The sequence below is a fragment of the Marivita sp. S2033 genome (assembly GCF_046592965.1).
Classification (GTDB): Bacteria; Pseudomonadota; Alphaproteobacteria; order Rhodobacterales; family Rhodobacteraceae; genus Marivita.
Genome location: NZ_JBISBV010000002.1, coordinates 490,013 through 515,692 on the forward strand (window position 1 = coordinate 490,013; position 25,680 = coordinate 515,692).

At 61.7% G+C, this 25,680-nt stretch carries 23 protein-coding genes; 17 read left to right on the top strand and 6 right to left on the bottom strand.

The features are described from left to right. Positions 1 to 7 precede the first annotated feature (7 nt). Positions 8 to 991, bottom strand: coding sequence for a TMAO reductase system periplasmic protein TorT (torT, locus tag ACGKZZ_RS06590; RefSeq protein WP_411222688.1), 984 nt, complete (start codon positions 989 to 991; stop codon positions 8 to 10). On the opposite strand from torT, the gene ACGKZZ_RS06595 reads away from it, so the two are divergent. Then, a complete protein-coding gene (locus tag ACGKZZ_RS06595; protein ID WP_411222689.1) occupies positions 990 to 3,761 on the top strand; it encodes an ATP-binding protein in 2,772 nt (923 codons plus the stop codon). The genes torT and ACGKZZ_RS06595 overlap by 2 nt on opposite strands. On the opposite strand, the gene ACGKZZ_RS06600 is transcribed toward ACGKZZ_RS06595, so the two are convergent. After that, complete coding sequence (locus ACGKZZ_RS06600; RefSeq protein ID WP_411222690.1) at positions 3,731 to 4,435, bottom strand: response regulator; 705 nt, start codon at positions 4,433 to 4,435, stop codon at positions 3,731 to 3,733. The two genes, ACGKZZ_RS06595 and ACGKZZ_RS06600, sit on opposite strands and share 31 nt — an antisense overlap. A gap of 116 nt (positions 4,436 to 4,551) precedes the next feature. Here ACGKZZ_RS06600 and ACGKZZ_RS06605 point away from each other — a divergent pair, with 116 nt between their 5' ends. The 4 genes from ACGKZZ_RS06605 (at position 4,552) to ACGKZZ_RS06620 (ending at position 9,982) form a co-directional block, all read left to right on the top strand. Further along, the gene (locus tag ACGKZZ_RS06605) at positions 4,552 to 7,221 is read left to right on the top strand and encodes a molybdopterin-dependent oxidoreductase (protein WP_411222691.1); all 2,670 of its coding nucleotides are present in this window, start codon (positions 4,552 to 4,554) and stop codon (positions 7,219 to 7,221) included. 88 nt (positions 7,222 to 7,309) lie between these two features. Next, positions 7,310 to 8,584, top strand: coding sequence for a gephyrin-like molybdotransferase Glp (glp, locus tag ACGKZZ_RS06610; protein ID WP_411222692.1), 1,275 nt, complete (start codon positions 7,310 to 7,312; stop codon positions 8,582 to 8,584). After that, positions 8,577 to 9,587 carry a GTP 3',8-cyclase MoaA gene (gene moaA, locus ACGKZZ_RS06615; protein ID WP_411222693.1) on the top strand — a complete coding sequence of 337 codons (1,011 nt, stop codon included), beginning with the start codon at positions 8,577 to 8,579 and terminating at the stop codon, positions 9,585 to 9,587. The genes glp and moaA overlap by 8 nt, the downstream gene beginning before the upstream one ends. A gap of 77 nt (positions 9,588 to 9,664) precedes the next feature. Next, positions 9,665 to 9,982 carry a carboxymuconolactone decarboxylase family protein gene (locus ACGKZZ_RS06620; RefSeq protein WP_411222694.1) on the top strand — a complete coding sequence of 106 codons (318 nt, stop codon included), beginning with the start codon at positions 9,665 to 9,667 and terminating at the stop codon, positions 9,980 to 9,982. 15 nt (positions 9,983 to 9,997) lie between these two features. Here the strand turns inward: ACGKZZ_RS06620 and ggt are convergent, their stop codons facing one another. Together ggt and ACGKZZ_RS06630 are read right to left on the bottom strand one after the other, a co-directional pair. Further along, the gene (gene ggt / locus ACGKZZ_RS06625) at positions 9,998 to 11,683 is read right to left on the bottom strand and encodes a gamma-glutamyltransferase (protein WP_411222695.1); all 1,686 of its coding nucleotides are present in this window, start codon (positions 11,681 to 11,683) and stop codon (positions 9,998 to 10,000) included. Between the two features lie 15 nt (positions 11,684 to 11,698). Next, positions 11,699 to 12,418 (bottom strand): GntR family transcriptional regulator, encoded by a 720-nt coding sequence (locus ACGKZZ_RS06630; RefSeq protein ID WP_411222696.1) that lies wholly within the window; start codon positions 12,416 to 12,418, stop codon positions 11,699 to 11,701. Between the two features lie 229 nt (positions 12,419 to 12,647). Here ACGKZZ_RS06630 and ACGKZZ_RS06635 point away from each other — a divergent pair, with 229 nt between their 5' ends. The 5 genes from ACGKZZ_RS06635 to ACGKZZ_RS06655 are packed head-to-tail and all read left to right on the top strand — an operon-like array spanning position 12,648 to position 17,141. Beyond that, a complete protein-coding gene (locus ACGKZZ_RS06635; RefSeq protein ID WP_411222697.1) occupies positions 12,648 to 13,643 on the top strand; it encodes a TRAP transporter substrate-binding protein in 996 nt (331 codons plus the stop codon). After that, a complete protein-coding gene (locus ACGKZZ_RS06640) occupies positions 13,640 to 14,206 on the top strand; it encodes a TRAP transporter small permease (RefSeq protein ID WP_411222698.1) in 567 nt (188 codons plus the stop codon). The genes ACGKZZ_RS06635 and ACGKZZ_RS06640 overlap by 4 nt, the downstream gene beginning before the upstream one ends. Before the next feature lie 3 nt (positions 14,207 to 14,209). Beyond that, positions 14,210 to 15,493, top strand: coding sequence for a TRAP transporter large permease (locus tag ACGKZZ_RS06645; protein ID WP_411222699.1), 1,284 nt, complete (start codon positions 14,210 to 14,212; stop codon positions 15,491 to 15,493). Between the two features lie 12 nt (positions 15,494 to 15,505). After that, complete coding sequence (locus ACGKZZ_RS06650) at positions 15,506 to 16,183, top strand: RraA family protein (RefSeq protein WP_411222700.1); 678 nt, start codon at positions 15,506 to 15,508, stop codon at positions 16,181 to 16,183. A 25-nt stretch (positions 16,184 to 16,208) separates the two neighbouring features. Further along, positions 16,209 to 17,141, top strand: a complete 933-nt coding sequence (locus ACGKZZ_RS06655) for a 2-hydroxyacid dehydrogenase (RefSeq protein WP_411222702.1) — start codon at positions 16,209 to 16,211, stop codon at positions 17,139 to 17,141. A gap of 117 nt (positions 17,142 to 17,258) precedes the next feature. Here the strand turns inward: ACGKZZ_RS06655 and ACGKZZ_RS06660 are convergent, their stop codons facing one another. After that, a complete protein-coding gene (locus tag ACGKZZ_RS06660) occupies positions 17,259 to 18,419 on the bottom strand; it encodes an N-acetylneuraminate epimerase (RefSeq protein ID WP_411222704.1) in 1,161 nt (386 codons plus the stop codon). Between the two features lie 63 nt (positions 18,420 to 18,482). Further along, complete coding sequence (locus tag ACGKZZ_RS06665; protein WP_411222705.1) at positions 18,483 to 19,385, bottom strand: dihydrodipicolinate synthase family protein; 903 nt, start codon at positions 19,383 to 19,385, stop codon at positions 18,483 to 18,485. A gap of 130 nt (positions 19,386 to 19,515) precedes the next feature. Here ACGKZZ_RS06665 and ACGKZZ_RS06670 point away from each other — a divergent pair, with 130 nt between their 5' ends. Genes ACGKZZ_RS06670 through nagB form a run of 7 tightly spaced genes read left to right on the top strand, consistent with a single transcriptional unit; the run spans position 19,516 to position 25,475 of the window. Then, positions 19,516 to 20,292 carry an FCD domain-containing protein gene (locus tag ACGKZZ_RS06670; protein ID WP_411222707.1) on the top strand — a complete coding sequence of 259 codons (777 nt, stop codon included), beginning with the start codon at positions 19,516 to 19,518 and terminating at the stop codon, positions 20,290 to 20,292. A 47-nt stretch (positions 20,293 to 20,339) separates the two neighbouring features. Further along, complete coding sequence (locus tag ACGKZZ_RS06675; RefSeq protein WP_411222708.1) at positions 20,340 to 21,302, top strand: sialic acid TRAP transporter substrate-binding protein SiaP; 963 nt, start codon at positions 20,340 to 20,342, stop codon at positions 21,300 to 21,302. Positions 21,303 to 21,361: 59 nt separating this feature from the next. Next, positions 21,362 to 21,841: a TRAP transporter small permease gene (locus tag ACGKZZ_RS06680; protein WP_411222709.1), complete on the top strand. Its 480-nt coding sequence runs from the start codon at positions 21,362 to 21,364 to the stop codon at positions 21,839 to 21,841. Continuing rightward, positions 21,838 to 23,112 (top strand): TRAP transporter large permease, encoded by a 1,275-nt coding sequence (locus tag ACGKZZ_RS06685; protein ID WP_411222710.1) that lies wholly within the window; start codon positions 21,838 to 21,840, stop codon positions 23,110 to 23,112. Before ACGKZZ_RS06680 ends, ACGKZZ_RS06685 begins: the two co-directional genes overlap by 4 nt. Before the next feature lie 4 nt (positions 23,113 to 23,116). Then, positions 23,117 to 23,788, top strand: a complete 672-nt coding sequence (locus ACGKZZ_RS06690; RefSeq protein WP_411222711.1) for an N-acetylmannosamine-6-phosphate 2-epimerase — start codon at positions 23,117 to 23,119, stop codon at positions 23,786 to 23,788. Then, positions 23,788 to 24,696 carry an ROK family protein gene (locus tag ACGKZZ_RS06695; RefSeq protein WP_411222712.1) on the top strand — a complete coding sequence of 303 codons (909 nt, stop codon included), beginning with the start codon at positions 23,788 to 23,790 and terminating at the stop codon, positions 24,694 to 24,696. Before ACGKZZ_RS06690 ends, ACGKZZ_RS06695 begins: the two co-directional genes overlap by 1 nt. Then, positions 24,693 to 25,475, top strand: a complete 783-nt coding sequence (gene nagB, locus ACGKZZ_RS06700) for a glucosamine-6-phosphate deaminase (RefSeq protein WP_411222713.1) — start codon at positions 24,693 to 24,695, stop codon at positions 25,473 to 25,475. The genes ACGKZZ_RS06695 and nagB overlap by 4 nt, the downstream gene beginning before the upstream one ends. Positions 25,476 to 25,680 lie beyond the last annotated feature (205 nt).

The window sequence follows — 25,680 nt, forward strand, 5'->3', positions numbered from 1 at the left end:
TCGGCCCTTATTGCACCGACGGAAAGTAATCGGCCGGGGAGAGACGGATCGCGGATGGAATGTCTTGCTCTGGCGTCAGCAAGGTGATGCTCGGCCCGATGCGCAAGCCGGTGTGCGTACCCGCATCGCCCGACGTGGCCTGCCGGATCGCAATGACACCCTGTTGCATCGGGTCGTCAAAGGCGACTGCACTCACCTGCCCATTCATCAACCCGCGCAGAACGGTGTGGCTGATATAGGTGGACATCAGAACCGGCGGGTCGACGGCGGGTGCATTGGCAAGATATCCGATCGCTGCTTCGATGGCGGGTGCGCTGCCAATCAGGTAATCGGCGTTCGGATATTGCGCGAGTGCGGTTTCCACCAGAGCAAGCTGTTGGCGCAGTCCGGTATCCGCTCCGAATACGTCGGCAACCGTCACCGTACTGCCGGCCAGGCCGGTGCGCAGACCCTCCTCAAGCGGCCCGGTCCAACCCGCCTGCGACGGACCGGATATATAGATTGCGGTTTTCGGCGCGGCACCCGTGGGGTTTTGTTTTGTCAGATATCGTCCGAGGGCGAGGCCCATGTCTCTCCAGTCAACACCGATTTCCCCTGTGAGCGCATCGCTGTGCATCTCGTTGACAAGGCTGAACACCGGCGTCACCGGCGCAATCCGCGCGATGGCGTCCAACAGGTCGGGCTGATCGGCGGCAACCGTGCCGATGAGGATCGCATCCACATCGCGGGCGGCGCAGGCGTTTAGTTGCGCCAGCTGGGATTCCAGCGATCGGTAGCCGCCCGCCTCGAAGTACTCCAGATCGATATCCTGCCGCGCTGCTTCCTGTTCCAGCCCATAACCGACGCTGAGCCAGTATTCATCCTTGAAATGGGGCACCAGAACGCAAAACGTCTGCGTCGCGGCAACCAGGGACGTCGTGGTGCAAAGCACAGCGCCAAGTACAAGAGCCGCGATTGTGCCGGCGCGGGCGGCCCCGTACTGTCGGGTCATGCGACGAACGAGATTTGACACGAGACTGATCCAGATCCTCACCGCGATGGCGGCAATGGCCATTATCGTGGGAGTCGCCGCAATCGCCGTCAACCGCTATCTGGTGCGAAGCCAGAACGCGATGATCCAGTCAACCTTGCCGACGGCCGAGCTGGCCAGCCGGATCGGAGCGTCCGCCGAGGTTGCGGGCACGCTGGCAACGGCGTTCGTGCAAGCGGGAACAAGCGAGGATCTCGACCAGATCACCGCGTCGCTGAACGCCGCGGTTGCGGAGATGGAACGGGGTGCGCGGGTTCTGGACGGCTTGACGCCGGAGGCGCGCTCGGACGGGGCGATGTCGCAATCCAGCGGTATCGTCGCGCGTATGGCAGAAAACGGACATGCTCTGTTGGAGCTTGACGAGCGGATCAACGAGCAACGCCAGAATGCCGATCGCACAGGTGAGGCGCTGGATGCCTTGATCGAGGCGGCAACCGATCTGGCGCGCCTGCGCATTACCGCCGGCATTGCCGGGATTTATGCCGACCCGGAAACTGATCTGCGGCCGGCGCTCGACACGCTTGCGGATAGGTATTTCTTTGCCTTCGAACGCTTGTCCGAACTCGGCCGGATGGTGGATGCGACGCGGCTGCAATTGCAACAGGTGCCGCGCATCGACGCGCCGGATGATCTGGCGCGGGCGCGCGCGGCGCTTGCTGAGCGGCTTGATCTGGCCGCGCGGCGGGTGATTTACCTGCCGTCGCCCGCAACGCGCCAGGAGGCGCGCGCCCTGCTTGACGCTGAAGCGGCGGCGCTGGAACCGGGTGGCCTGCTCGCGCTACAGGGTGAAAAGATCGCGTTGCGTGAGAGCATTGCCGCCGACAGCGCCGCACTCAGAGACGCATTGTCGGCGCTTTCAGAGCAAGCCCGCCGTGCGCGCGATGCCGCGCAGGCGCGCGCCATCGAGCAGATCGACGAGGCGGAGCGGCGTGCGACCCTGATGAGTGCCGCGCTTTTGGCGTTGGTGGTGGGCGCCGTGGGTGTTGGCGCGGTGCTTTGGCTCTATGCGCGCCGGCAGTTGGTGGCGCGGCTGTCGAACGTGTCGCGCCGCATTGTCTCGGTCGCAGGTGCGGACTATGGCGCGCCGTTGCGTCTGAGCGGACATGACGAGATCGGACGGATGGAGAAAGCGCTCAACATCCTGCGCCGCCGCGCCATAGATGCCGAAATGTTGCGGGAAAGCCTGGAGGACGCCGTCATCGCGCGCACCGGAGATGTCGTCGCGCAGATGCAGGACGCTGACGCCGCGCGCGCCAAGGCCGAATCGGCTGATCGCAGCAAAACCGAATTTCTCGCCCGCATGAGCCACGAGATTCGCACACCTCTGAACGGCATCATCGGCATGTTGTCATTGCTGGAAACCGAGGTCGGAAACGAGGATCGCCGTGAGCGGGTAAAGACGGCGCATCGCTCGGCGCAGGATTTGTTGGAGATCACCAACGATATCCTGCATTTTGCCAGCGGCGAGGATCGCGCAAATCGCGGTAACCCCATTCATTTCGCCTTGCGTGAATTCGTGGGCCAACTGGGTCATCAACTGCAATCGCTGGCCGGTGCAAAGGGACTTGATGCGGTGGTCGACCTTGTTGACCCGACGCCATTGGTTCTGTTTGGCGATGTGGTGAAAATTCGCCAGATCATCGGCAATCTGATGTCCAATGCGGCCAAGTACACCCAGCGCGGTACGGTGGCGCTCTCGGTCGATCATGCGGTGGACGAGGCAACCGGCGACGTGGTGGTCAGCTTCACGGTCAGTGATACCGGTGTCGGAATGTCTCAGGACACGATTTCCCATGCCTTTGATGCCTATTCCCGGACCGAAGATGCCAGACGGTCGGGGATCGAGGGGCTGGGCCTTGGGCTTGCCATATCGCGAACGCTGACCGATGCGCTCGGGGGCGCGTTGAGCGTGGAGAGCGAGCCGGGCCTCGGTAGCCGCTTCACGCTGACAGTGCCGCTGCAACAGGGCGATGCTGCCCTCATCGAGGAGGCGGATGCGCCCGTGGCTTCGGACAGTCGCTGCCGCGACGTGTTGGTGATAGATGACCACGCCGTCAACCGCATGGTGGCACGCGGGTATCTGGAACGACTGGGCTGCCGCGTCTTCGAGGCCGCGACCGGAACCGCCGGGTTGGAGATGCTAAACAGTCGCCGCCTTGACCTCGTGCTGATCGACGTCGATCTGCCGGACATGCAGGGTGATGAGGTCGCCGCCCGCAGTCCTGCTGGTCCGGTACTGGTCGCGCTGACGGCGCATTTGATTGATGACACTCTGGAAAACCGCGACCGGTTGGGAGTGGCGCGCATCCTGTCCAAACCGATCTCGCCTCGGGCACTACACGAGGTCCTGGCGCTTTGTGGATCGGATGACGGAGAGAATGAGCCAGCGATACTGCACAGCCTGCAAAGCGATATCGACGATCTTGGCGCGGCCGTCACCAGCCAGATCGTGCAGGAATTTCTTGCCGATATGCCAGCCGCACTGAGCGCAATTACCACGTCCGAACCTGACGCGCAGCGCAAGGCCGCGCATCGCTTGAAAGGAGCAGCGTCGAATTTCGCTCTCGATCAGTTCTGCGCCGTGTTGGCGCAGGTCGAGGCGACGCCGGGCGCTTTGGACCGCGCCTTGATTGCGCGCGTCAAGCAAGGGGCAGATACCGCGGTGGCCGCCTTGCAGGCCGCAACGGCGCAGGCCGGCCTTCAGACCGAGGCGGGATCGACAAAGCGGTAACCGTGGCCGTGATCCGTCATGATCCATTCCGGGTCGTTCGAATTCTGCTCGAGTTTCTTGCGCAGCCGCCCCACCACGACGTCGATCATCCGGTCATTGGAGCGATGCGCGGGCCGTCCGATCATCTCTGACAGGCGGGCGCGGCTCAGGGTCTGGCCCGGATGATCCGCCAGCGCCGAGAAGACCTCGAATTCCTGCGGTGTCAGCGACTCGGTGCGCGCGGCCGAGACCAGTCGGCGGCGGATGCGGTCAAAGCACCAGACGCCGAAAGTCTCCACCGGCTCGGGGCCCTGCGGCGCTTGCCCGATATCGGCGATCCGCGCCAGCAGGTTCTTGATCCGCGCGGCCAGTTCCCGTTTATCAAACGGTTTGGTGACGTAATCGTCAGCGCCCATCTCAAGCCCGACGATCTTGTCGACCTGATCGTCCCGTGCCGTCAGCAGGATGATCCCGACGCGCGAGACGGCGCGCTGTTCGCGGGTGATCGTCAGCCCGTCCTTGCCCTCCAGATTGATGTCGACCAGCAACAGCTCGGGCGGGTCGATACGAATGATGGACTCCATTTCATCGGCGTCCTCGGCTTCGCTGACACGGTAATTCTGGGTGCGAAGATAAGCAGCAAGTCGCTTTCGCGAGGTTCTGTCATCTTCGACGATGAGGATATGCTGTGCCATGCAGCAAGGTTACAAATCTTTACATCTTCGAACAAGCCGTCTTGCGCGGGGTCAAGGCTGTGCTCGGGCACAAAGGTTAATTTGCGGTCAATGAATTTGGCCACAGGAGACATGTCATGTCGTTCAACCAACCCACCCGCCGCGCGTTTCTGCAAGGTGGTGCCGCCGCATTCGGCGCAACCAACCTCATGGGAACAACCGCGCTGGCCGCGCTCGATCCCAACTCGTTCAGCGAACGCATCTTTCATGCGACCCATTTCGGCTCCTTCGAAGCCATCGTGCGCGACGGCAAGCTGATCCAGATCGACACCGTCGAGGAAGTCGACAAGCGTCCGACAGCCATGCTGAAGCTCGGCATTATGGACCGGACCTATGACAAGTCCCGCATCAACTATCCAATGGTGCGCAAGTCCTATCTCGAGGGCTGGGAAACCGGAGACATCAAGCCCGAGCTGCGCGGCAAGGAAGAATACGTCCAGGTCGACTGGGACACCGTCTGGAGCCTGAGCGCGAAGGCGCTGCTCGATACTGCCGTCAATCATGGCAACGAGGCGATTTTCAGCTCGTCCTATGGCGGCTGGTCGAACGCGGGCAGCTTCCGCCCCAACGTGCTTCAGGGGCGTCTGATCAACCTGATCGGCGGTTGCACCAACACGGCTGGCGACTGGTCCGCCGGCGCCTCGCAGGTGTCCTTGCCGCACGTCATCGGCGATATGGAAGTGTACTCCCCGCAATCGGCGTGGGAAACCATCCGCGACGAATGCGACGTTTTCGTTCTGGTCGGCTGTGATCCGGTCAAGAACAACCGCATCGAATTCACGGTGGCCGACCACGACATGTCGTCGCGCTGGGAGATGATCCGCGATGCGGGCGTCAAGTTCATCTCGATCAACCCGCAAAAAACCGCCTCTGACGAAGTTCTGGGCGCTGAATGGGTCAAGATCGTTCCCAACACCGACGTTGCCCTGTTCCTCGGCATGGCCAATCACGTTCTGGAGCAGGGTCTGGAAGACCGTGCCTACATGGACACATACACCGTCGGCGCGGACAAGTGGATCGCCTACGTCAAGGGCGATACCGACGCCACGCCAAAGACACCCGAATGGGCGTCTGAAATCACCGGTATCGACGCCGACAAGATCCGCGAAATGGCCGAGCTGTTCGCCAAGTCCAACACCAACATCGCGGGTGCATGGTCGCTGCAACGCGCCCAGCACGGCGAGATGACCCACTGGGCCATCATCAACTTTGCCGCGCTGACCGGCAAGATCGGCAAGCCCGGCAGCGGGGTCGGGTTCTCCTGGCACTACGGTGGCGGCGGCATGCCGCAATCGGGCAAGGCAACGCCGGTGGGCATGAGCCAGGGCCGGAACTTCGTGAAGACCGTCTGCCCGGCAAGCCGCATCACCGACATGCTGGAAAACCCCGGCAAACAGGTGTTCTACAACGGCAACACGCATACCTATCCCGACGTGAAAGTGGTCTTCAACTCCGGCAACAACTTCATGTCGCACCAGCAGGACACCAACCGCCTGATCCGTGCGCTCGAGAAAGTCGAAACCATCATCAGTGTGGATGTGTGGTGGACAGCGGCGACACGCTGGGCCGACATCGTCATGCCGGCGGCGACGACGCTCGAGCAGGACGACATCAGTGTCGGCGGGACGTACTCGAACGACAAGATCTACGCGATGAAGAAAGTGATCGAGCCGATTGGCGACAGCCTGCCGGACTACGAGATCTTCGAAGGGCTGGCCGACAAGCTGGATATGTGGATGCAGTTCACCGAAGGTGAAGACAAGATGTATCACATCCGCCTTGCCTACGAGGCCACCAGCGCGGCCAAGCACACTCCGTTCGAGGAATTCTGGGAAAAAGGCTATGCACGTCAGGAGGTGCCGGAGGCAGCTCACAAGTGGACGCGGCACAGCGAATTCTACAACGACCCGGAAGGTTCGCCATTGCACACGACATCCGGCAAGATCGAAATGTTCTGCGACGACTTCGCGAAACTCGAGATCGACGATTGCCCCGGCATGCCGATGTGGATGGAAAAGCACGAATACCTCGGCAATGCCAAGGAAGGCCAGTTGCACGTCGTGTCACCCCACCCGTGGTTCCGCCTGCACAGCCAGATGGATCAGTCTGAAAAGCTGCGCAGCCTCTACAAGATCCAGGGCCGGGAACCGGTGCGGATCAACACCGAGGACGCCGCATCTCGCGGTATCGAAAACGGTGATCTGGTCGAGCTTTACAACGACCGCGGTACAGTGATTGCGGGGGCCGTCATCAGCGATGACATCATGCCGGGCGTGGTCTCGATCTATGAGGGCGCGTGGCCGTCACTTGACAGCAAGGGGCGCTGCAACTCGGGTCTGGTGAACTTCCTGACCTCGACACAGCCGTCCTCGGGCCTTGCTCAGGCGACAACCGCGAACACAACGTTGTGCTCCATGCGCAAATGCGAAGACCCCGAAGGTCCGAACCAGGCGTATGAAAAGCCCGCGATCATCGAGGATTACGAGTTGGCGGAAATCGATTACGACAAGCTTGGTCTTGACCGGATCTACGAGCTGACCGAGAACCTCTATGCCGACATGGGGCCGGGCGAAAAGCTGTACTATGAGCGGTGCACCGTCTGCCACGCGCCACGCGAGGTGACACACTTCTCCAAGCAGCAGTGGAACGGCATCATGCCATCCATGTTCCCGCGCGCCGGATTTGACGAAGCAGAATCCGCGCTTGTGAAAGACTACCTCATGATGAACGCCTCCGACGCCATGTAGCGTCAGCGGCACAGCAGGCGGCCTTTGCCTCCCTTGGGCCGCCTGCACCAAATCTACCCACTCCCTATCTGTGGCAAGGAACAAGCAGATGCACATGGACAGAACCATCGGCGGCTGCGGCTGCGACAGCATTGCGGCAACCGGCGATCTGACCAGCGTGGACGACGCGCTGGCCTGTGCGTTGCAACAGGTCACAGAGCTGACCGGAACCGACCGGGTATCGCTGGATGACGCGATGGGCCGGATCACGGCGCAGCCCCTCGTCGCTCCGGCCGCCCTGCCACTGTTTGACAATTCCGCAATGGACGGCTTTGCTTTTCGTCGCTCCGATCTTGACGGGCGGTGCTGTTTGCCGGTGGCGGGCACCGTTGCCGCTGGCGATGCACCACGCGATTTGCCTCCGGGAACCGCGTTGCGCATTTTCACCGGCGCGCCGTTGCCCACAAGTGCGGACACGGTGGTGATGATCGAGGCGTGCATCGACAAGGGAACCAAGGTGCATATCGAAACTGCCCCCGCGCGTGGTGCTAACATGCGCCTCAAGGGGAGCGATCAGGCCGAGGGTCAGACGATCATCGCCACCCGTACCCGCGTTGCGCCGCACCATATCGGTCTTCTGGCCGCCAATGGTGTCACCCATGTCGAGGTGGTCCGCCGCCCGCGAGTGGCGGTATTTTCAACCGGAGACGAACTGGGCCACGGTCCGCTCGGGCCTGGCCAAATCCCCGACGCCAACCGCCCCATGCTGCGCGCGCTTTTGCGGCAGGCGGGGGCGGATATCTGCGATCTTGGCGTTCTTCCCGATGATATGAAGACGACCGCGAGAGCGCTGGGTGCCTTGAACGACAGGTTTGATCTGATCGTGACAACCGGCGCCGTGTCGATGGGCGGTAAGGACCATATTCAGGCGGCGCTCGTTGCTGCTGGCGGCACCGTCAAGGGCTGGCGCGTGGCATTGAAACCCGGCAAGCCGGTGCTTTTTGGCACCTTGGAGCGTGCGGCGTTTACCGGTCTTCCGGGCAATCCCTTTGCCGTCCATGTTGGCTTTCACCTGTTTCTCAGTGCCCAATTGGCGCGCCTGACGGGCCGCACGCCACGCCCGTTCGCCTCGGTTCCCGCGATTGCGGGCTTTGACTGGTCGCGCAAGACCGGACGCGCCGAAGTGTTTCCGGTGCGGCGGCTTGGCTATGACGACATGGGCCGCCCGGTGCTGGAGCGTTTGGGAAACAGCGTGTCCGCGACACTCTTGCCGCTGACGGCCGCGGACGGGCTCGCCATGGTCGCGGCCGATTGCGCCAACGTCACCAACGGCGCGCCGCTGACCTGGCACCCCTTCTGCCAAGCGGAGGCGGGAGATGCTTGATTGCTCGACCGCGACCGTGCCGCTGACCGACGGTTTTGGCCGCAGCGTCAGCTATCTGCGTCTGTCAGTCACCGACCGCTGCGATCTGCGCTGTACCTATTGCATGGCCGAAAAGATGGTTTTCCTGCCCAAGCGGGACGTGCTGACGCTCGAGGAACTGGCGCGGCTCAGCGATGTGTTCATTCGCAACGGCGTGCGCAAACTGCGGATTACCGGCGGCGAGCCTCTGGTGCGGCGTGATGTGATGGACCTGTTTCGCGATCTGTCGCGCCATCTTGCAACCGGTGCGCTGGACGAATTGACCCTGACCACCAATGGCACGCTGCTCGCCCGTCACGCCGACGCGCTTGCTGCCTGCGGGGTGCGCCGGGTCAATGTCTCGCTCGACACGCTTGATCCGGCGCGCTACCGCGCGGTGACGCGGCTGGGCGATATCAATCGCGTTCTGACCGGTATCCAAGCCGCCAGGGAGGCGGGGCTGAAGGTCAAGCTGAACGCAGTGGCCAGCCGTGGCGCATTTGAAGAAGAATTGGACGACCTGATCCGCTTTGCGCATGACGGAGATCTGGACCTCACACTGATCGAGGAGATGCCGCTCGGCGACACCGGTCAGGACCGGAGCGAAACCGGGCTTTCGCTGCGCCATCTGCAAAATCAACTGGCCGCGCGCTGGACCCTGACGCCGCATCGCCACACGACCGGCGGCCCGGCGCGCTATATGCGGGTGGCGGAAACCGGCGGGATCCTGGGCTTCATCTCTCCGATGTCGTGCAACTTTTGCGCGCTTTGCAACCGCGTGCGGGTCAGTTGTACGGGGCGGCTTTACACATGCATGGGCGACGAAGGCTCTGTCGATTTGCGCGCACCTCTGCGCCACTCCGATCACGCCACACTCACGGCCATCACGCAGGCGCTCAAAGCCAAGCCCGAGCGTCACGCATTTGACGCCACACGTCTGGAAAGGCCGGCCATAGCGCGGCATATGTCCACACTTGGCGGGTGACGCAGAACGTTTTATGTAGAGCGGAACAGCATCTGCACATCTCTATTGCCAAACTCCAGCACACAGAAGGATTTCACATGAGCAAGCATTTACCGGGCGCGGCAGGCGAACTGGCCGAAACGAACCCGTCGGTTTGGGACGCCTATTCCGCCTTGGGCGAAGCCACCGCAATGGCTGGCGACCTGACGGATCGCGAACGCCGTCTGGTCAAGCTCGCGCTGTCGATCGGCGCGCGCTCTGAGGGGGCGGTTCACTCGCACACACGGCGCGGGCTCGAAGAAGACATTCCGGCCAGGGATTTGCACCAGGTCGCCTTGCTTGCGATCGGACCGCTTGGCTTGCCGCGCGCGGTCGCCGCAGGGACGTGGATTTCCGACGTCACCGACGAAAAGTAACTCCTGCGCGCCCGATCAGCCCGGTTTGGTATCCTCCGGGGCGCGGTCGGGCCAAAACCGGACACCGGGGCGCGCGCGACCGCCACCCAGCGCCGCAACGGTGCCATCGGCGCGCCAGCAGGCGGCTCCTTCCATCGTGCCGTCGGGATGTCTGGCAATCGCGTTCATGCCGCCGCCGACATGAGGCATCACGCGGACGGAGTGACCGCGTGCGCGCAGCGCGTCGGCCTGCGGCTCAAGTGGCTTCTCGATTTCAAGATCGTGGCCTTCGGTCCAGATGCGGGGTGCCTCGATCGCCTGTTGCAGGGTCATGCCGTGGTCGATCAGGTTGACGATGGTCTGGAATGCCGACGGGAAAATCCGCAACCCTCCGGGCAGGCCAAGCGCCCAGCGTAAGGCGCCGTTCTTCAGGATCATCATCGGTGCCATGGACGTCGGCACCCTTTTGCCCGGCGCAACCGACAGGGCGCGGCCGGGGTGGGGATCAAAGTTCATCATGTAATTGTTGGGAATGATCCCGGTGCCGGGCACGACAAAGCGCGCGCCGAACAGGCCGTTGATGGTATGCGTGGCCGATACGACATTGCCCTCGCCATCAGCGACGGTGATATGGGTTGTGTCGTGGCTTTCGTATCCGCCCCTCACCGGTGTGGGGGCCGCCACATCGCGCAGCCGGGACTGCGATTGCTCGGCATAGGCTTTGGAGATCAGCTTTTCGACTGGCACGTCGATAAAGTCCGGATCGCCGCTGGCGGCGCGCCGGTCCTCGAACCCGATGCGCAAGACCTCGGCCAGCAGGTGCAGCCCGTCTGCCGACCCAAAGCCAAGTCGCGCCACATCATGCGGCTCCAGTAGGTTGAGCATTTGTGCGATATGCACGCCGGAGGATGCGGGCGGCGGTGGGCCGATGATGTCAAAGCTGCGATACGTGCCGTGGATTACAGAGCGTTCGCGCGTCTTGTATCTGGCCAGATCGTCTTGCGTGACCCATCCGGCATCGTCACCGCCGGTGGCGATCCGCTCGGCCATGGCGGCACCCAGCGCGCCGCCATGCAGCGCCGCCGCGCCCTCTTGCGCGATCAGGCGCAGCGATTGCGCAAAGTCGCCCTGAACCAGACGGCTGCCAGCCGGGCAGGGCGCACCGCCGGGCAGGAACAGGTCGGAAATGGCGCGATCAAGCGCCAGATCCTCGGCGCCTTCGGTGATGGCCCCCTCCAGATAGGGTGTGACGATGAACCCGCGTTCGGCAAGACGGATCGCGGGTTCGATGACATCGGCAAACGGCAGCTTTCCCCAGCGGTCGTGCATCTCGCACCACGCCGCCAGATTTCCCGGCACGGCAACCGCAGACGCCCCGAGCGCAGAGCGACGGTTGCGCGTTTCCATGTGGTTGGGCGGAGTGTCGGAGACCGGATCGTAGATGTCGGGCGTGGTGCTGGCGGCGGCGTGGGCCAATCCGTCGATCACCGTGTGCGTGCCATCGGACAGGCGAATATGCGCCAGACCACCGCCCGCGATTCCCACCATCATCGGCTCCACCACGCACAGCGCCAGCATCGCCCCGACGGCCGCATCCACCGCCGTACCCCCTGCGGCTAGGATTTCGTAACCCGCCGCGGTTCCAAGGGGATGGTTCGTCACGACCATCCCGCCCGATCCAAGCGCCGGGGTTTTTTCGCAGCTGAAAGGGAGCTGGGACATGGACGTTTCCTTTCTCTAGAAGCCCGATCTTGATGGTCCGGCATCGGCCAGGGCGGCCACGACCCGCGGCATGGAGCCAAGGTGTTCCTTGGTGATCTCCAGCGCCCGGCTTTCATCATGTGCGGCCAATGCATCGGCAAGCGCGCGGTGCATGGTGCCTTCGCGCTGCTTGGGCACGCCCAACTGAAACGAGAGCATGGCCACACGGGTCAGGTTGGCCCGCAGATTTTCGAACACCTGATTGAGCACCGCGTTCCCCGCGGTTCTGACAATCGTTTCGTGGAACCGGTGGTTGAGATCGGCAAACGCCAGAAAATCATCCTCGGCGATCGTCGCGTGTTTGTCGCACAGATCAAAGAGAAGTTGGGGAATAGGGGCTTTTTCCCGACAGATGCGACTCACGGCATGGCTTTCGACCATCAGGCGCACATCGTAAAGGTCGAACAATTCGTTGGTCGAGATCGGCTTGACCATCGCGCCACGGCGCGGATGCAAGACAAGAAACCCTTCGGCCGCAAGACGACTGAGAGCCTCGCGCACCGGCGTGCGCGACACGCCTGTGGCCTTCGTCGCCATCGCTTCTTCGATGAATTCGCCGGGCGGGAAATCGCCGCTCAAGATCCCCTTGCGCAGCCCGTCATAGGCGCGCTGGCGTGCCGACAATCCCTTCGACTCAGCTCTCCGATGGGCCGGTGGAGAACCGTCAGCGTTCAGTGTCGTGTCGGATTGGGTCATGGCGCAACTCGCTCTGCCACAGGCACGGGTGAAAATTTCTCTGGACTCAAAGCGCGTCCTCCTCTTGTATACATGGTGTGCACATTCTGACCAACACAAGTTTTTCGGGGTGTGCCTCGCAAAAATCGCACCGGTTCGGGGCAAACTAGCTGTTTTTGTCCGCTGATCCACGCACGAACAATCAGACCCGGAAAACCGGGCGCATCACCAACATTCGGAGGACACCAGAATGAACAAAGTTATCAAGTTTTCCCTTGCTGCGGCGGTCGCGCTTGGCATGGGCGGTATGGCCAGCGCCGAGACGACCTGGCGCATGGCAACCAAAATGCCGGTCGACAGCCCCGAAGGAAAGGTATTCCAACGGTTTGCGGAGTTGACCGAAGAATACACCGACGGTGAATTGAAAATCGACGTTTACCCGAACGAGCAGCTTGGCAAGGAAGACGCCGTGCTGGAACAGTTGCAGGCGGGCATCGTCAATATTTACGCCGAGGGCTATTCCTACATGCGCAAATGGGCGCCCGAAGTGTCATGGATGACACCGGCTTTCGTCTTTGATGATTACGACCACTGGGTCCGGTTCATGGAGACCGATCTCGTCAAAAGCTGGTTCGACAAGGCGGCGGCTGAATCCGGCGTCGGGCCGCTTGGCAATCCGACGGCGATCCTGCGCGGCCCGTTCCGGGTGATGGTGTCCAACAAACCGGTCGAAACGCTGGAGGACGTGCAGGGTCTGAAAATGCGGATGCACCCGGAAAAGCTCGCCATTGCGATCTGGAGCCATCTTGGCGCGGAAGTCATCACCCTGCCGTGGACGGAAGTTTACCAATCGATCCAGAAAGACATCGTGCAGGCGGTGAATTCGCCCATCGCACTGGTGGAATCGATGCGCTTCAACGAAGTTGCCCCCTATATTTCGCGTCACAACGAATATTGGCAGTCTGTTGGCTTCATGATGAACCTCGACGCGTATGACGCGCTTGACGAGGACACCCGCGAAGGTCTGTTGCGCGCCTATGAAGAGGCAGGGACCTATTCGCAGGAGATCATGGGCGACGTTGCCGAATCCAGCATCAAGTCAATGGTCGATGCAGGTGCCACCTATCAGGAGATCGACACCGGTCCGTTCATCGAAAAGATGCAAAGCTTCTATGAAGGGCTGGCGGCGGATGGTGAATTGCCCGAGGGCTACCTCGAGGCCGTCGAAGCGACCCGCTCGAAATGATCGCCTTTCGCGATATCGAACCCAAGGGTGCCCTGCAGGGCGCCCTTCTTGCCGCCGACCGGTTCACCTGGAACCTCGGCGGCGTGTTCCAGTGGATCTGCAACATTTGTCTGTTGGTGATGCTGGTGCTGACCGCCGTGACGATCATCGGTCGGCCGCTGGGCTTCTCGGCTTATTGGATCTGGCCCTGGACGATGGTGTTTTTCGTCTGGCTGTCGTTCTTCGGGTTCTTCGCGATTTTCGTTCGTCTCAAGGACGTGCGGATCGACTTTGTCGCCAATCACATGGGGCGCTTTGGCTATCCGATCACGCGCGTCGTTTCGGACCTTTCGGCATTGGCGATCTGCTCCGTGCTGCTGTGGCAGATGCCCACCGTCATCGCCACGTCACGCGGCTTTGTGGATGGTGCGATCCTGCCCGGCGGCGAGGAATTGTTCCGCCAGGCCCTGTCGATCCCGCTGTTCATCTCGTCGGCGCTCATCGTCCTGACGGCGCTTGTCGATCTGGGCAAGATGATCGTCGGGCTGCCTGAAAACATCACCGAACATCATCCAGAGGCCTGAACAATGGCGTATATCCTTTTCGGCAGCTTCATGGCGCTGATCCTGCTTCGGGTGCCGATTTCCATCGCCATCGGTGTCGCCGCGCTCCTGACCTTCCTGACCTCTGATTTCTCGACCTTCCTGCAGATCATTCCGCAACATATGCTGGAGGGGGTGAACAAGGCGTCGCTCACCGCCGTGCCGTTCTTCATCATGGCGGGCAACCTGATGAACGTGACCGGCGTGACCGAACGCATCTTTGCCTTCGCCAACGCCCTGGTCGGCCACCTTCGTGCGGGTCTGGCGCAGGTCAATATCCTGAGTTCCATGATCTTTGCCGGGATTTCCGGCGCGGCGGTCGCCGATTGCGCCGGGCTAGGCGCGATCGAGATCAAGGCGATGCGCGAACGCGGCTACAAGCCCGACTTTGCGGCCGCGATCACGGTAGCATCCTCGGTCATCGGCCCGCTGATCCCGCCCTCCATCGGACTGGTCATCTATGCGTTTCTCGCGCAGCAATCCATCGAACGGATGTTTCTTGCGGGGCTGGTTCCGGGGGTCGTCGTCGGCTTCGCGCTGATGGTGTATGTCCGCGTCGTGGCGCAGTTTCGCGATTTTCCGACCCAACCGCGCGCGACCGTGCGCGAAGTGGCCGGCACCGCCAAGCACGGGTTTCTGGCCCTTCTCGCACCGGCGATCATCCTCGGCTCGATCCTGTTCGGCTTTGTGACCGCGACAGAGGCGGGCGTGCTGGCTTGCATCTACTGCATCGGACTTGGCATCTGGTACCGCGAACTGACTGTCAGGAAATTCTTTCAGGCGCTCACCGACAGTGCCATGATGACGTCGGTAATCATGATCATCATCGCCTTTTCCATCGCGATGGGATGGCTTCTGGCGATTGACCAGACGCCACAGAAGATGGCCGAGGCGACATTTGCACTGACCGAAAACAAGAATGTCTTTCTGGCGCTTCTTCTGGTCTTTATCATCATCGTCGGTTGCGTGGTCGAAGGCGTTCCGGCCAAGCTGATCCTCGTGCCGACACTGTTGCCGGTGATCGACGCCTACGGCATCGACCGCGTGCATTTCGGCATCATCATCCAGCTTGGCCTGCTGATCGGCATCGCGACACCTCCGATGGGCATCGGCCTCTACATCGTCGCCGAAGTGGGCCGCGTGCGGTTTGAAAAAGTCACGATGGCCGTGTTGCCGATGCTGGTGCCGCTGCTCGCTGTGCTGGTTCTCCTCACCTACGTGCCGCAAGTCACAACCTTTCTTCCCGACCTTATTCTTGGAACCGATTGACAAGGACACACTATGAGCAATCTCGTTTACAAACTGAACCCAATGCCGCCCAAGCTGCCGCAGGACAAACTGGACCGGCTGGCCAAGCTCGAGACGGCCACGATCGGACATTTCTATCACTACGGTTTCGCCGCTCCGGCAATCCAGCCGGTCCTGCCGGGCAAAGTGGTGGCCGCGACCGTGACGACACTGGCAATTCCGGGGCTGGACAGCACCCTGCTGCATCACTGCCTTAGCGACGTTGGGCCGGGTTATTTCATGGCGGTCGACCGTCTGGGCGACACCAAATACGCCTGCTGGGGCGGCGGCGTGACGCGGATGGCGTCGCTGATGAAGCTGTCTGGTGCCTGTGTCGACGGCCCCCACACCGACACCGCAGAAGTCATTGAGCAGGACTTTCCCATGTGGTCGCGCGGCCCGTCTCCGGTGACGACACGGCTTTATGACACCGGTGGCGGCTTCAACGTGCCCGTCAGCATCGGCGGCGCGGCGGTTCTACCCGGCTATGCGGTACTCGCCGACGAGTCCGGCGTGCTGTTCATCGCGCCCGAGGATCTCGACGAGGTGCTGGCATTGGGCGAGGAAAAGACCGAGAAAGGCCGGATCAACGAGGCCAAAATCTCGGACGGTACCTATCTTGGCGAAATGTCGGGCGCATCCGCAATGGTACAGGCGCGCAGCCAGAAATGATGAAGAAACTCCAAAGGAACCACCCGTGACCGTAGCAATCTATCTTCCCTCGCAAAGCAACACCGACTGGTGGGTGACATTGATGCAAGGCCTGCTGCCGGACTGGGACATCACCTCAATGGCCTCGGTCACCGATCCCGCGACCGTCGACTACGCGGTTGTCTGGCAGCCCCGGACAGGGGACATCGCCAAGTTTGAAAATCTCAAGGCGATCGTTTCTGTGGGGGCGGGCATCGACCATGTGCTGGCCGACCCTGAATTGCCTCAAGGCGTGCCGATCATCCGCACGGTGGGCAAGGATCTGACCCAGCGGATGCAGGAATACGTCGCGCTTCATGTGCTGCGTCATCACCGCGACATGCCGCGCCAATTGCAGGCGCAGGCCGAGAAAGACTGGCATTCCATCGTGGTGCCGGTCGCGCCAAGACGGACGGTCGGTGTGATGGGCTTGGGCAATCTGGGTGCCGCATCGGCGCGGGTGCTGGCACAGATCGGCTTTTCGGTCCGCGGCTGGTCGAAATCGCCGAAGTCCATCGACGGGGTTGAGACTTTTACCGGCGATTCAGAGCTCGACGAATTTCTGGACGGGTGCGAGATTCTCGTGAACCTGCTGCCGCTTACACCGGCCACACGTGGCATTCTCAACGCCGAGCTATTTGCAAAACTGCCCAAGGACGCCTGCGTCATCAATTGCGCACGCGGTCAGCATCTGGTCGACGATGATCTGCTCGCAGCCTTGGAAAGTGGCCATGTCAAGCAGGCCACGCTGGATGTGTTCCATCAGGAACCACTGCCCCCAAGCCACACGTTCTGGGATCATCCGGCGATCACTGTCACGCCGCACATCTCGTCCCGCATCGACGCCGAAACCGGCGGGCGGCTGATTGCCGAAAACCTCAAGATCTTTGACGCGACAGGAACCTGCCCCGATGTCGCGGACGCTGCACGGGGGTATTAGCACCGGGCTCAGACGAGCCAGGTCCGATCTCGGCTCGGTTGAGATCGCTGAACGGTTATCGGATGTGCGAAGATGTTTCAGCCGGCGCAGAAGAAACGCGCCGGCTGTTGGTTCATGTCAGTCCACAATGGCAAACTGTTCGCCGTCCCATTGCATCAGGAAGACGTCCGTGCGCGCGGTCTTGTCGGCATCTTCTCCGCCGACCACGAGAACGCCGTCATCCACCGTGAAGGAGCCGCCATAGGCCAACCCTGCGGGCAACTCGCCGACCTGCGTCCATGCATTGTCCCGAAGCGCGAAGACCTCGGATGCCCAATGCTTGGCGAGGCCGTCATGGGCGTACCAATTGCCTGAATCGGCGTTGGCGCGCGCGCCCTGAAAGTTCGCGCCGCCGGCGACCAGAACGCCGCCGTTCGACAGTCCGGCATAGGCCCCGGCAAGACCTTCCTGCACATCGCTGCCGTCCGCCGCCGGCAACGGAGACACGTCGGACCATTCCGCCGAATCTGATCCGATGCTGACCGATCTGACCGCATCGGTGCGCAGCCCCGGCTTGATTTCGCCGTTGATGATCAGGAAGGTGCCCGGGTCTGTCTCGACCACTGCCGAGCCGGTGTTCGGAAGCGCGGGATCAGAGCCGAGATCGCCCCACGTATTCGTGGCGGGTTCGTAGGTGAGCACCAGATCGTTCCAGCGGTAGTCTTCCGGTTTCATACCCATGTAGTTGTTCACGACGGTGTTCCAGCCATCGGGATCAGCGTCCTTGTCGATGGCCAGAACGTCGGCAAGATACGTGTCGAACAGCTCCTTGTTGTATCCGCCGAAGATGGCAATGCGGCCACCGTCAAGAGCCACGGCGCTTGCGCCCAAGAGGCCGGCGGGCGTGGTGGTGTCGATGGTTTCCCATGTGTTCGCGTCGGCGTCATAACGGCTGACGGTTTCGAAGATGATCGGCGATGTCGCGTCTTCGGTCGCGTTGCCGGACCCGCTGAACACGTACAGTGCACCGTCGACGACCGTGGCCGCGGGTTGTGAGGGTGCGGGGCCATTGAATTCGGCAAGTTCTGTCCAACCGGCAGCGGTGTCATTCAGATCCAGCGCAAAGACCTGCGTGCCGGCGCTGCCCAGACCGACGATCAGCCGGTCGCCGATGCGTTCTGCGATGCCGTTCTTCACGCCGACAGGCAGGTCAGGCCATTCCTCGGCCATGGCAGTTCCTGCTGTTGCAAGAAGGGCAAATGCGCCCGCTCCACCGAGTATTTGTGTGCGTAGTGTCATTGAGTATTCTCCTCCTGAAGTAATATTCTCGTTGCCGGTTTTCCGGTTTGGTCAAGGATCGTCTCAGACGAGCCAGGGCTTGATCTCGGACCGGTCCAAGACAGCGCGCATATGCGCCTCTGCCTTATCGTTCGACATGCGCAACGCCATCGGTGCGCGGGTCGGACCGCAGTCGATGCCAAGAACGCGTAACGCGGCCTTCATCCCGGGCAGAACGCCGGTTTCCAGAAGCGCTTCGACGAAAATTTGCGATGCGTCCTGCAACTCTTGGGCGCGCGCCAGATCACCGGCACGCAAGGCCTTGTCCAAAGCGACATAAAGCTTGCCCAGAATGTTATAGGTCGTGCCGATGCCGCCATCAGCGCCCAACACTCCGCCGGTCAGGTAAATCTCGTCAAAACCGAAGAAATAGCTGACATCAGGACGGCGGCGGCGCAGCATCGAGAACTTGAACAAATCGGTCGATGTGAACTTGATCCCCGACACATTCGGCAGGTCGAGAATACGCTCAAGCGACTCCAAAGGGATCGGGCGACCGGTGCGGATCGGCACTTCATAGACGATCAGCGGCAGGTCGGTGGCAGCGGCCAGATCGCGGTAGTAACCTTCGATCTCGGCGTCGCTGAACGGATAGGAGTGCGGGGGCAGGGCGGACAGGCCGTGATAGCCAAGCTCGGAGGCCTGTTCGGCAAGACGAATTGAGTCGCGCAGGTTCGGCATGCCGACATGCGCGATCAGCGTTGCGTCGCGTCCTTTCGCACAATCGGCGACGATGCCCTGCTGTGTTGCGAGTTCGTCAACACCCAAGAGCCCGGATTCACCGCTGCTTCCGCCAACATAAAGCCCATCAAGCCCCTGGTTCAGAACATAGTCGGTCAGGCTGCGTTGCCGCGCTTCGTCGAAGTCTCCGGCGTCGTTCAGTCCAGTCATCAGCGCGGCATACATGCCAGTCAATCGTTCGGTCATCGTCGGAGTCTACCTTTTGCTCTGCGGTGCCATCGGAGCAGGTGGCTATACGGGCCTGGCCAGACAGGATTACAGCTCCAATGTTCTGAATGGTCATAAACCTTGATTTTTAGTTTGACAAGAAAATTATATGGTAATACCAAACCGACAGGAGGACGTCGTTTTGGACACCGGAACCGAGAATCCACACACGCCGCGACGCACGCCAGACGTGATCGCGGAGACGCTGATCGCAGAGATCCGTCGCGGTACGTTTCCGCCGGAATCCCCTCTGCCGACCGAGCGTGATCTGTGCGAGCGGTTCTCGGCATCGCGACCGACGGTCCGAGAGGCGTTGGCTCAATTGCAGATGCGCGGCTACGCGACCGCAGGCGCAGGCAAGCGGCCGCGCGCGACCCTTCCCTCGATTGCGACCGTTCTGAAAGGAACCGGCGATCTGATTCGCGAAGTTCTGGGAGATGCTGAAAGCGGCGCACATTTGGAACAGATGCGGCAGTTCATCGAAACCGGAGCCGCGCGCGAAGCCGCGAAGCGGGCCGACAATATCCAACTGGCAAAGCTTCAGACCGCGCTCGAGCAGAATTTCCAGGCCATCGGCACCACAGATTTCGCGCCAACCGACATCGCGTTCCACCGAGCACTGGTGTCCGTTGTCGGCAATCCGGTCATCCTGACATTGCACGACATGTTCGTCAGTTCGATGATCGCGCACCGCCCTCCGACAAAGGATGCAACGCGCTACGACCGGATCGCGTATGATGAGCATCGCGAGATCTATCAGGCGATTCTGGATGGCGACGTGGTGGCGGCAACCGATGTCATGGACCGCCATCTGGCCCGATCCTATCGCGCCCGCCTCAAGGCACCGGAACTGACGCCCGACAGCACTTCACGAACGACACACTGACACAAGGCGGGCCAATCCGCCGTTCATCGAAAATCAAGGAGGATACGATGAAACTCAAGACCACTCTACTCGCCTGCGCGGCGTCTCTGGCACTGGCCGCTCCGGCTTTGGCCGAACGCGAACTGACATTCGGCTTGCAGGACAATGAAGCGTCAAACGTCTACAAGGGCGCTCAGGAGTTTGCCAGCAAGGTCGAGGAATTGTCGGGTGGCGAACTGACGGTGAACCTGTTCCCGTCCTCGACCTTGGGTGATTTCAAGGCGATGGTCGCGCAGCTTCAGGCGGGCGAGCTGGATATGGTGATCACCGGCTATCCCGACATGAGCTACATCATCCCCGAACTGAACCTGATCGGCGCGCCATATGTGGCCGATGATTTCGATCACCTGCAGGACATCATCGCCGGTGACTGGGGTCAGGAGATGTCAGCCAAGTTCGAGGAGAAGGGCGTCAAGCTTCTGGATGTCTGGTATTACGGCACGCGCCAGACCACATCGAACCGGGCGATTGAATCGATCGAAGATATGGAAGGCCTGCGCCTGCGCACGCCGAACGTGCCCTTCCTGATCGCCTATGCCGAAAACGTAGGCGCGACACCCGCTCCGGTGGCCTTTGCCGAAGTGTATCTCGCGTTGCAGACCAATCAGGTCGATGCCGAGGAAAACCCGTTGCCCACGATCGAGGCGATGAAGTTCTACGAAGTGCAAAGCCATGTTGCGATGACCAACCACTTCATCGCGTCGGCGGCCGTACAGATCTCCAATGACCTCTGGAACAGCCTGAGCGATGAAGAAAAGGGCTGGATCAACGAAGCGGTCGAAGCCGGTGGCGAGACCAACGACTCCCTGACCAAACAGGCCGAGGAAGACCTGATCGCAACCTTTGAGGAGCGCGGTCTGACCATCACCCGCCCTGATCTTGCGCCCTTCCGCGACGCGATGCAGCCCTATTACGATACGCTCGAAGAGCAGTTCGGCGAAGGTGCCATCGCCCGCGTGCGCGGCAAATAAGCCCATGCCCCGCGGATGCCCACCGCCCGCGGGGACAGTCCGTCCGTTAGGAGGCCGCGATGAAGAAGCCGCAGAAATACAGTGTCGAGGGCATCGTTGCATCGGTGTTCTTTATTGTCCTGATCGGCGTCGTGCTTGTTCAGGTGTTCGGGCGCACGCCATTGTTCCGTGGCCCCGTCTGGAGCGAAGAGGCGGCGCGCTGGCTTTGGGTCTGGATGGCCTTCATCGGCATCGCCGAGGTTGAACGGCAGGACAGCCAGCTGAAGATGGCATTTCTTGCCGATCTGCTTCCCGTCGGTGCGCGCCGTGTGCTCTATACGATCATCGATCTCGTTTATCTGGGCATCATGGGTCACCTGGCATGGATCGGGTACAAGACCGTCCTGCGCACATCCGGCAATGTCACCGTCACCCTGCCGACCACGGATGCGCTTCTTTACGCATCGGGTTTCGTCGCTGCCCTTCTCATCATTCACCGGATCATTCGCCGCCTGATGGGCCGCCGCGACGTTTCGGTCTCGCGGGAGCCGTCGCTATGATCCTCGCTACTGTTGGCATTCTATGGCTCGTCTTTGTCCTGATCGGCGTGCCGATCGGGATTGCCATGATCTTCGTGTCCATGGGATATTTCTATTACACCGGCATGGGGATCAGTTTCGCCATGCAGCGGATGATCGACGGGCTGAACAGCTTCCCGTTGCTGGCCGTGCCATTGTTCATTCTGGCCGCTGGCGTGTTGAACTCTGCCGGGATCACGAACCACCTGTTCGGTTTTGCCCGCAGCCTTGTCGGCCACATCACCGGCGGCCTGGGGCACGTCAACGTTCTGGCGTCGCTGTTTTTCTCCGGCATGTCCGGCTCTGCGCTGGCTGATGCCGGCGGTCTGGGCAAGATGGAGATTGAGGCGATGCGCGAGGCCGGATATGACGACGATTTCGCCGGTGCCGTCACCGCCGCATCGTCGATGATCGGCCCTCTGGTGCCGCCCTCGATCACGATGGTTCTTTATGGCGTCATCGCCAACGTTTCGATCGGCAAGCTGTTTCTTGGCGGCATCATACCGGGTTTCCTGTGCGCCGCGGCGCTGATGGTGATGGTGTGGTTCATCGCCCGCAAACGCGACTATCCGCGCGACCCGCGCCGCAGCGGCGGCGAGATCGGAACGCTGTTCGTCAAATCCCTGCCAGCGCTCATGACTCCGGTCGTGATCGTCGGCGGCATCTTCTCCGGCCTGTTCTCGCCCACGGAAGCGGCCGCCGTGACCGTGCTCTATGCCATCCTGATCGACCTCATCTTCTATCGCGAACTGACCTTGAAGCGTCTGTGGGATGCGATCTACGAAACCACCGTCACCTCGGCGTCCATCGCCACCATCGTGGCGGGTGTGGCGCTGCTGAGCTTCATCATGGCGCGCGAGCAGGCGCCCCAGCAGATCGCGACGTTCTTTCTGTCAATTGCCGACAGCCCGGTCACATTCCTGATCGCCGTCAACATCATGATCTTCTTCCTCGGCTGTTTCATCGAGGCGCTGGTCATTCTTCTGGTCGTTGTGCCGATCCTTGTGCCGGTCGCGATGGGCTTTGGCATCGACCCGGTGCATTTCGGAATCATCACCGTGCTCAACCTGATGATCTCGATCCTGACGCCGCCGATGGGGATGGCGTTGTTCGTGGTCGCGCAGGTGGGCGGTATCCCGTATCAGCGGCTGGCGAAGGCGATCCTGCCCTGGCTGATCCCCCCCTTCGTCGTGCTGTTTCTCGTATGCGCCTTCCCAATCCTCGCAACCGGCCTGCCGAGCCTGATGGACTGATACCATGACACTTCTTGATACCCTGCGCGGCGGTCTTGTCGTGTCCTGTCAGCCGGTTGACGATGGGCCGATGGATCGCCCCGATATCGTCGCGGCGATGGCTGCCGCCGCCGTGGCGGGTGGAGCGGACGGCCTTCGCATCGAGGGTGTCGCCAATCTGAAAGCCACGCGAGCCGCAGTGTCGGTGCCGATCGTCGCCATCCTGAAACGCGATCTGGCAGACAGTCCGGTGCGGATCACCCCGTATCTCGACGACGTGCGCGCACTGGCTAGGGCAGGTGCCGACATCATCGCCTATGATGCAACCGACCGGCCCCGCCCCGAAACAAGCGCGGCACTTGTTGCCGAAATCCGCGCTGCGGGCGTGATGGCGATGGCCGATTGCTCGACACTGGCGGATGGCAAACGGGCTCAGGCGGAAGGGGCGGCAATCCTCGGCACAACCTTGTCGGGCTACACCGAAGAGACCTCCGGGCGCGGTGACGGAGTCGACACCGATCTGATCCGCGCGTTTCATGATCTGGGCGCGTTCGTCATGGCCGAAGGCCGGGTCAACACGCCCGACCTTGCCGCTCTGGCGATGGCGTCGGGTGCCGATGCCGTGACCGTCGGCACCGCGCTGACGCGACTGGAGCATGTCACCGGTTGGTTCAAGGCCGCGGTCAAGGCTGTCTGATGCAGGATATGTCTCGCAATTCCCTGACCGGCTTCGCCGCCGATCTGGGCGGCACCAAGATCGCTGCTGCCCGGATCGAGAACGGCACCGTCGTGGACCGTCTGATCGCACCGACAGACAGCGCCGCCGATCCCGAGGCGCAAATCGCGACGATCGGCAGTCTGCTTGTCAAACTGGGTCACGAGGCCGGCGCACCGCTGGGCGTGGCCGTGGCCGGGCGCGTGGATGCTTCGGGCGCATGGCACGCGGTCAATCGAGGGACGCTGCCAGCGATCCTCGGGTTCGGGCTGGAACAATATCTCAATCGCCGCTTTGGCGCCGCCACATGCCTGAATGACGCAGCGGCTGCGGCATTCGCCGAAGGGCTGTTCGGTGCCGGGCGTGACAGCGACAGCTTTGCCTATCTGACCGTGTCCACGGGCGTTGGCGGTGGGCTGGTTCTGGGCAAACGACTGGTGTCGAGCGCAAACGGTCTGGCCGGGCATGTCGGGTTTGTCACCAGCAGATTCGCCAGCCTTCCGTGCGGCAGTGGACGAATGGCGACCGTCGAGAGCACAGCCGGCGGGCGCGGAATTGCCGCCGCCGCCGCTGCGGGCGGACATCCGGGGATGGACGCGCGGGCAGTTTTTGCGGCCGCTGCGCAAGGTGAGCATTGGGCTGAAGGCATCGTTGCCAATTCAGCCAAAGCCGTCGCAGCACTGATCGGCGATCTTGCCGCCATTCTCGGCCTTGAAACAGTGGCGATGGGCGGCAGCATCGGCCTTGCCCCCGGATATATCGAGCACACCCGCTCCGCACTTGACGAGGAACCGGCGCTTTTTCGGCCGACCCTCGTCGCGGCAGAGCTTGGCCATGACGCGCCGCTGATCGGCGCACTGGCCGCCCATTTGAGAAAGGAACACCCATGAAGGTCCTGATCCTTCCCGACGAACACTCCGCCATGCAACGTGCCGCTGACATCGTGGCCCGGACCGTGCGGAACAAGCCGGATGCGGTGTTGGGGCTTGCCACCGGCGGCACCATGCTGCCGCTCTACGAGGCACTTGCGCAGCGTCACCGCGACGAGGGGCTGTCGTTCGCCGCCACGACCAGTTTCAATCTGGATGAATATATCGGTTTGGCTCCCGAACATCCCTGTTCCTATCACAGCTACATGCGCGAGGCCTTTTTCGACCGCGTCGATATTGACCGGACCCGCACCCATCTGCCCAAGGGCGACGCCGATGATCCACAGGCCGCGTCGCTTGAATACGAGGCCTTGATCGAGAACGCCGGAGGCATTGACCTGCAACTTCTCGGGATCGGCCAGAACGGCCATATCGGCTTCAACGAACCGACTGCCAGCCTCGGCTCGCGCACGCGCATCAAGACCCTGACCGACAGCACCAGACGCGCCAATCAACGCTATTTCAACTCCTTCGAAGAAACGCCGCGCTATGCCATAACCATGGGTGTCGCCACCATCCTCGCGTCGCGCAAATGCCTTTTGCTTGCCACCGGAGAGGCCAAGGCCGACGCCGTCGCCCGCATGGTCGAAGGCCCGCTCAGCGCCGCATGCCCCGCCTCGGCACTGCAATTGCACGCGAAAGCCACCATCATTCTCGATGACGCCGCCGCCGGACAGTTGACGCTCACGGATTACTACGAAAACGTCCACCCGCAGGGTCGCGATAGCGTCTTTGATTGATTTTTGGCTGAGGTTCGTTTCCGGCTTGCAGCGTCGTTAACCTGAGCCGAGCGACCGCGACACGCCCGCGGTCCATTCTTTGCGTCAGTGCTGAGTCGGATTGGCCAAAGTGGCGGAGGGAATGACTCGAAAACTAAATCGGCTGTTTTGGCAGTTCGGGTCGAGTCTAGACGCCAGGAAAATCCCTGAAATCTTGAGAAATCTG

Excerpts from the sequence above, each read along its gene's own strand:
- ACGKZZ_RS06645 (WP_411222699.1), top strand. The coding sequence starts at position 14,210 with ATGGCGTATATCCTTTTCGGCAGCTTCATGGCGCTGATCCTGCTTCGG.
- ACGKZZ_RS06600 (WP_411222690.1), bottom strand. The coding sequence starts at position 4,435 with ATGGCACAGCATATCCTCATCGTCGAAGATGACAGAACCTCGCGAAAG.
- ACGKZZ_RS06630 (WP_411222696.1), bottom strand. The coding sequence starts at position 12,418 with ATGACCCAATCCGACACGACACTGAACGCTGACGGTTCTCCACCGGCC.
- ACGKZZ_RS06685 (WP_411222710.1), top strand. The coding sequence starts at position 21,838 with ATGATCCTCGCTACTGTTGGCATTCTATGGCTCGTCTTTGTCCTGATC.
- ACGKZZ_RS06635 (WP_411222697.1), top strand. The coding sequence starts at position 12,648 with ATGAACAAAGTTATCAAGTTTTCCCTTGCTGCGGCGGTCGCGCTTGGC.
- ACGKZZ_RS06670 (WP_411222707.1), top strand. The coding sequence starts at position 19,516 with ATGGTAATACCAAACCGACAGGAGGACGTCGTTTTGGACACCGGAACC.
- ACGKZZ_RS06650 (WP_411222700.1), top strand. The coding sequence starts at position 15,506 with ATGAGCAATCTCGTTTACAAACTGAACCCAATGCCGCCCAAGCTGCCG.
- ACGKZZ_RS06640 (WP_411222698.1), top strand. The coding sequence starts at position 13,640 with ATGATCGCCTTTCGCGATATCGAACCCAAGGGTGCCCTGCAGGGCGCC.
- moaA (WP_411222693.1), top strand. The coding sequence starts at position 8,577 with ATGCTTGATTGCTCGACCGCGACCGTGCCGCTGACCGACGGTTTTGGC.
- ACGKZZ_RS06620 (WP_411222694.1), top strand. The coding sequence starts at position 9,665 with ATGAGCAAGCATTTACCGGGCGCGGCAGGCGAACTGGCCGAAACGAAC.
- ACGKZZ_RS06595 (WP_411222689.1), top strand. The coding sequence starts at position 990 with ATGCGACGAACGAGATTTGACACGAGACTGATCCAGATCCTCACCGCG.
- ACGKZZ_RS06605 (WP_411222691.1), top strand. The coding sequence starts at position 4,552 with ATGTCGTTCAACCAACCCACCCGCCGCGCGTTTCTGCAAGGTGGTGCC.
- ACGKZZ_RS06695 (WP_411222712.1), top strand. The coding sequence starts at position 23,788 with ATGCAGGATATGTCTCGCAATTCCCTGACCGGCTTCGCCGCCGATCTG.
- ACGKZZ_RS06665 (WP_411222705.1), bottom strand. The coding sequence starts at position 19,385 with ATGACCGAACGATTGACTGGCATGTATGCCGCGCTGATGACTGGACTG.
- ACGKZZ_RS06660 (WP_411222704.1), bottom strand. The coding sequence starts at position 18,419 with ATGACACTACGCACACAAATACTCGGTGGAGCGGGCGCATTTGCCCTT.
- ACGKZZ_RS06680 (WP_411222709.1), top strand. The coding sequence starts at position 21,362 with ATGAAGAAGCCGCAGAAATACAGTGTCGAGGGCATCGTTGCATCGGTG.
- ACGKZZ_RS06690 (WP_411222711.1), top strand. The coding sequence starts at position 23,117 with ATGACACTTCTTGATACCCTGCGCGGCGGTCTTGTCGTGTCCTGTCAG.
- ggt (WP_411222695.1), bottom strand. The coding sequence starts at position 11,683 with ATGTCCCAGCTCCCTTTCAGCTGCGAAAAAACCCCGGCGCTTGGATCG.
- nagB (WP_411222713.1), top strand. The coding sequence starts at position 24,693 with ATGAAGGTCCTGATCCTTCCCGACGAACACTCCGCCATGCAACGTGCC.
- glp (WP_411222692.1), top strand. The coding sequence starts at position 7,310 with ATGCACATGGACAGAACCATCGGCGGCTGCGGCTGCGACAGCATTGCG.
- ACGKZZ_RS06675 (WP_411222708.1), top strand. The coding sequence starts at position 20,340 with ATGAAACTCAAGACCACTCTACTCGCCTGCGCGGCGTCTCTGGCACTG.
- torT (WP_411222688.1), bottom strand. The coding sequence starts at position 991 with ATGACCCGACAGTACGGGGCCGCCCGCGCCGGCACAATCGCGGCTCTT.